Below are 4,706 nucleotides of genomic sequence, written 5' to 3' on the forward strand. Positions count from 1 at the left end.
AAGGATCTTTAGCAGAAGCAGTTTATCACGAGGAAATTGGGTTATTAGCTTATAGTCCTTTAGCATTTGGCTTCTTGACTGGCAAATATCTAAATGGCAAACCAGAGAAAGCAAGAGTCACTTTGTTTGAGAATTTTGGTCAGCGCTATTTGAAACCGAAAGTCAGTCAAGCCGTATCAGCTTATGTAGAAATTGCCAAGCGTCATCAACTAAGTCCAGCGCATCTGGCCTTAGCATTTGTGCGGAGTCGTTGGTTTGTGCCTAGCACAATTATTGGTGCTACAACACTGGAACAACTTAAAGAGAATTTAGAAAGTGTGAATGTAGTTCTCGACAAAGACATTTTGGAAGAGTTGGATATAGTTCATGCTCAGTCGCCAAATCCAGCACCATAAGAGTGCTGAGTGCTGAGTAGTGAGTGCTGAGTGGTGAGTGTGAATTGTTCAGGAACGAGTACAGATAAGCAATGTACTCTGTTTTAGTTCTTAGATTCACAACTAGATATAGAGTATGGGAACAAGTTAATTAAACTCTTTAAAATTACGAATTACGAATTACGACTTTACCAAAGTGAGCGGCACTTTTGAGGTAATGATAAGCTTCCCGTGCTTCATTGAAGGGGAAAACTCGATCGATAATTGGTTTGATTTGATGCTGTTGCATCGCCTGATTCATCGCCTCAAATATTTCCCGACTGCCAACATAAATTCCCTGAACTGTTAAGCTCTTAAAAAGTATTGGCATAGGGTCAATTTCATTTCCTCTACCTGACAATACGCCAATCAAACTAATACGTCCCCCAATGCGGACTGCTTGTAGTGATTTTGGCAGAGTACCTGCACCGCCTACCTCAACCACATGATCTACACCCGTGCGATTGGTTAATTGATAAACTTGCTTTTCCCAATCTGGTGTTGTTTTGTAGTTGATTGTCTCGTCAGCACCAAGCTGTTTCGCTCGTGCTAACTTTTGATCACTGCTAGAAGTAATAATCGCTCTAGCACCATGTATTTTGGCAAACTGGAGAGCAAAAATTGAAACTCCTCCAGTACCGAGTAATAAAACACTATCGCCTGCACCAATATTGCCTTTTGTTACAAGTCCGTGCCAAGCGGTGACTGCTGCACAGGGTAAAGTTGCGCCTTCAATGTAGGATAAGTTATCGGGTAATATTACTAAAGCATCTTGGTGTAATAAGACATACTCAGCCAGCATTCCATCGATACCGCCTCCGAGATCGGATTTCATTTTCTCTTTGGTTAAAGAGCCATAAATCCAGTCTTGGAAGAAAATACCAGCGACGCGATCGCCTATTTTTACCCGTGTCACACCTTCCCCCACCGCTACAACTTCTCCCGCACCATCAGACATGGGAATCAACGGATATTTCTGTCCAGCACCATAAGCTCCTTCAATAACCAGCAGATCGCGATAATTTAAGGATGTTGCCTTCACTTGAATCAGAACTTGTCCAGCTGCGGGTTTTGCTTGGGGGCGATCGACTAATGCCAAGGCATCAATCCCAGCGTTGCTTTGAATTTCGTAAGCTTTCATAGATGTTCTTCTTCTAGCTACAACTTTGGTATTGTAGCTAGGGTAAAAAAGAATTTAGAGACGTAGCACTTGCTACGCCTCTACAAGGGTTCTGCATAACGCATATTTAATTTCACTAGAAAGTGTTTTTTGCAAGAGGGGGAAAAAGGGTTCATGTTAAAGGGGAAGGGGACAATACAGAACCTTTCCCCCTTTCCCCTTTTCCGACTTATGCAAGAAGTCTATGGTTTAAGACAATTTGAGTCTATCTTTCTTGGCTGGGAACTCGCTCTGGATAGACTTGTGTATACACGGTAGCCTTTACAAGGGAGGAAATATCCGCTTCTCCCCCAAGGAATCGGGGGAGTTAGAGGGGGTCAGAAGGACTTGTGTGTACACTGTAGCCCAATACGGGAGAAGGGGAACTGGAAGCTACAGAGAATCTATGAACTGCTGTACTTTTTCTAAAAGTGGCTGATATTCAATTTGCTCTGCTAACTCTTGGGCATTTTGATAGCACGATCGCGCCATTTTTTTGCGTTTTGTGGTGGCGTAAACGCTTCCCATATTGAGCAAAGTTGAAATTTCTCCGAGATTATCGCCCAGTTCTTGATAAATCCCAATGGCTTGCTTGTAGAACTTCATTGCTTGGCGATGCTCTGCCAGGGTGCTGTAGGTAAAACCAATGTTGTGAAGGGTTGTTGCTTCACCAGAGCGATCGCTAATTGCTCGACGTGTCAAAAGAACTTGATAGTAGAGCAACAGCGCTTGTTTCGGTTGTCCTAAATCATGATACACAGAAGCAATATTATTTAAGGTGGTTGCTTCTCCAAGCAAATTCTTGACAGCTCGTTGAATTGGTAGTGCTGCTTGAAAAAATTCTAGCGCTTGCTCAAACTTGCCTAAAACATTGTAGGCAAATCCAATGCCATTGAGCGTTGTTGCTTCACCAGAAAAGTCACCTAACAATCGCCGCATCCTCAAAATTTGGTGTTGTAGCAACAGTGCCCGTTTTGGTTCTCCTAAACGCGTATAAATTAGCGCGACATCATTAAGAGTAGAAACTTCACTTTGAGTATCTTGCGATCGCCTGAAGATTGGCAGTGCTTTGTCAAAATATTCCAACGCTTGCGAAAAGCGTCCAAGACGGCTGTAGGTAGAACCCAAATTGCTAAGTGCAGTTGCCTCTGCTGGCGCGTTGCCAATTTCAACAGCAACCGAAAGCGCCTGATGAAAACGCTCTAATGCTCTTTGAGGTTGCCAGCAACTGAGGTGAGCTAAACCGAGGTCGTTTAATGTATAACCTTCTCTGGCTCGGTCTGGAATTGCTCTAGCCAAATATAAATTTTTGGTTGCAAGATCGAGAGACTCTTGGAATTTCCCTCGTTGGTAATAGCGGTTTGCTTCGTCACGACGTAGTTCCCATTCTCTGACTTTATTTAAAGGTTGCGTCATCTGACCTCAGTTGCATTCTGCGATAAGTAGGTAGGACATCTCTAGGGAATGAACCCCTCTTAGGTTTCCCAAATTTTAACCTTAATCTTCTATCTTTAGATATAAGACGTAAATAGATAAGTATGCTATCTTTTCATACTTACAGGAATATTTATGAAGCAATTAATACAAATGCCGTAGAGGCGCATAGCAGTGCGCCCTCAGATTCGCGATTTATTTCAAAAGTCAGGAATCTTGTTGTTACCAAGCCCCGTTGGAGCGGGTATCGGGTGTGGGGGAAGAAATATCTTCGTCACAAGCCCCCTCCTAGAAGGACAATTGCATTGGTCGGAGTTCCAAGCTTCGTCCAATACCGTCTTTATTCCCTCTGCCCACATCCCAAAATTGTGTTGTTGCCAGTGTTGGATATGTTTGTTTAAACTTGCCTGAGTTTGTTCTCTTGTTCTTGGCAACAAATACCTGATGACTTCTGCATCGCAGTAGAGGCGAAATAGGTAATCAAAGTCGTCTAGAGATAAGTGCCTTATAGCGGTTCTCGACCAGCGTGAAGTACAATTTTGACCTCTCTCCAAACCTCTCTCCTAAAAGGAGAGAGGCTTTGAATTGTTCCCCCTTACCGAAGCGGGAAGGGGGTTAGGGGGTTAGGTCTATTTGCATACCTGTACCTCACCGGATTAAAAATGACTATAGTTGCAACTGCACAGTTTCTATCTCAGGCATAATTACCTACGTAAAGAGAACCGTCCAAATATTGAGGAATATAGGATCTTAGTAGTAGTCTTGCAGTTTCTATCTCAGGCATGGTATCAGAGTAGGAAGATAAACGCTACTTTAAACAAGCGTGTTTTTTTCCAAACATTAATATAATGCTCTTACTATGAGCATCTACCAATCTCTCAAAAAATCTTATACACCAGAGCGTCGGCGTGAAAATGACTGGCGGTTATTTTTGCGTTTGGTGCCTTATGCCCGTCGTAACGGACGGCTATTGGCGCTGTCGATGTGCCTACTCATACCGATCGCACTAGCTAATGCCGTACAACCTTTCTTAATTGGGCAAGTAATCTCTCTGATTCGTAATGAACCAAGCACTTACGAACTTTTCAGGAATCGTCCCTTCTCGCAAGGGCTAAATATTCTAGAGGGATTATTGGTAATTGCGATCGCCATCCAAGTGACGTTGACAGGTTTTCAAGGTTATATAGTCCAAAAGCTAGGGCAACAAATCACCGCAGCAATTCGCCAAGACTTATTTCAGCATGTAACATCTCTAGCAGTGCGCTTTTTTGACCGCACACCCGTAGGTAAATTAATTACCAGAATCACCAGCGATGTGGAAGTGTTAGGCGATGTCTTTTCGACTGGAGCAGTTGGCATCATATCCGATTTGTTTTTAATGTTGGTGACTTTGGGTTTAATGTTTTCCATCCAGTGGCAACTTTCTTGCTTGCTGTTATTGATGCTGTTACCAACTAGCTGGGTAATTGTTTACATTCAAAAACAGTACCGCAAAGCCAATTACAAAGGGCGAGAAGAACTGTCTATCCTAAATTCACAGCTACAAGAAAATGTGCTTGGTATTAATGTCGTGCAGTTGTTCCGTAGAGAAAAATTTAATGCCGAATTGTTTCGTGCTACGAACAGCAACTACACTCAGCAAATGGATAAAACCATCTTTTATGATTCATTTGTTTCAGCAACCTTAGAATGGATTGGAC

4 protein-coding genes are annotated in these 4,706 nt (G+C 42.8%); 2 read left to right on the forward strand and 2 right to left on the reverse strand.

Translation table 11 applies throughout. The features are described 5' to 3' along the window. On the forward strand, positions 1 to 395 hold a 395-nt coding region (locus IQ229_RS13560; protein ID WP_194044489.1), incomplete at its 5' end, for an aldo/keto reductase. Between the two features lie 145 nt (positions 396 to 540). Here IQ229_RS13560 and IQ229_RS13565 read toward each other — a convergent pair. Next, positions 541 to 1,554 (reverse strand): zinc-dependent alcohol dehydrogenase family protein, encoded by a 1,014-nt coding sequence (locus IQ229_RS13565; RefSeq protein ID WP_194044491.1) that lies wholly within the window; start codon positions 1,552 to 1,554, stop codon positions 541 to 543. 411 nt (positions 1,555 to 1,965) lie between these two features. After that, positions 1,966 to 2,988 (reverse strand): tetratricopeptide repeat protein, encoded by a 1,023-nt coding sequence (locus IQ229_RS13570; RefSeq protein WP_194044493.1) that lies wholly within the window; start codon positions 2,986 to 2,988, stop codon positions 1,966 to 1,968. 877 nt (positions 2,989 to 3,865) lie between these two features. Here IQ229_RS13570 and IQ229_RS13575 point away from each other — a divergent pair. Continuing rightward, positions 3,866 to 4,706: ABC transporter ATP-binding protein (locus IQ229_RS13575; RefSeq protein WP_194044495.1), on the forward strand; the 841-nt coding region annotated here is incomplete at its 3' end.

This window comes from Nostoc cf. edaphicum LEGE 07299, assembly GCF_015207245.1.
Classification (GTDB): domain Bacteria; phylum Cyanobacteriota; class Cyanobacteriia; order Cyanobacteriales; family Nostocaceae; genus Nostoc; species Nostoc edaphicum_B.

Bases quoted from the DNA above. Each gene is read 5' to 3' on its own strand.
- IQ229_RS13565 (WP_194044491.1), bottom strand. From the start codon at position 1,554: ATGAAAGCTTACGAAATTCAAAGCAACGCTGGGATTGATGCCTTGGCA.
- IQ229_RS13570 (WP_194044493.1), bottom strand. From the start codon at position 2,988: ATGACGCAACCTTTAAATAAAGTCAGAGAATGGGAACTACGTCGTGAC.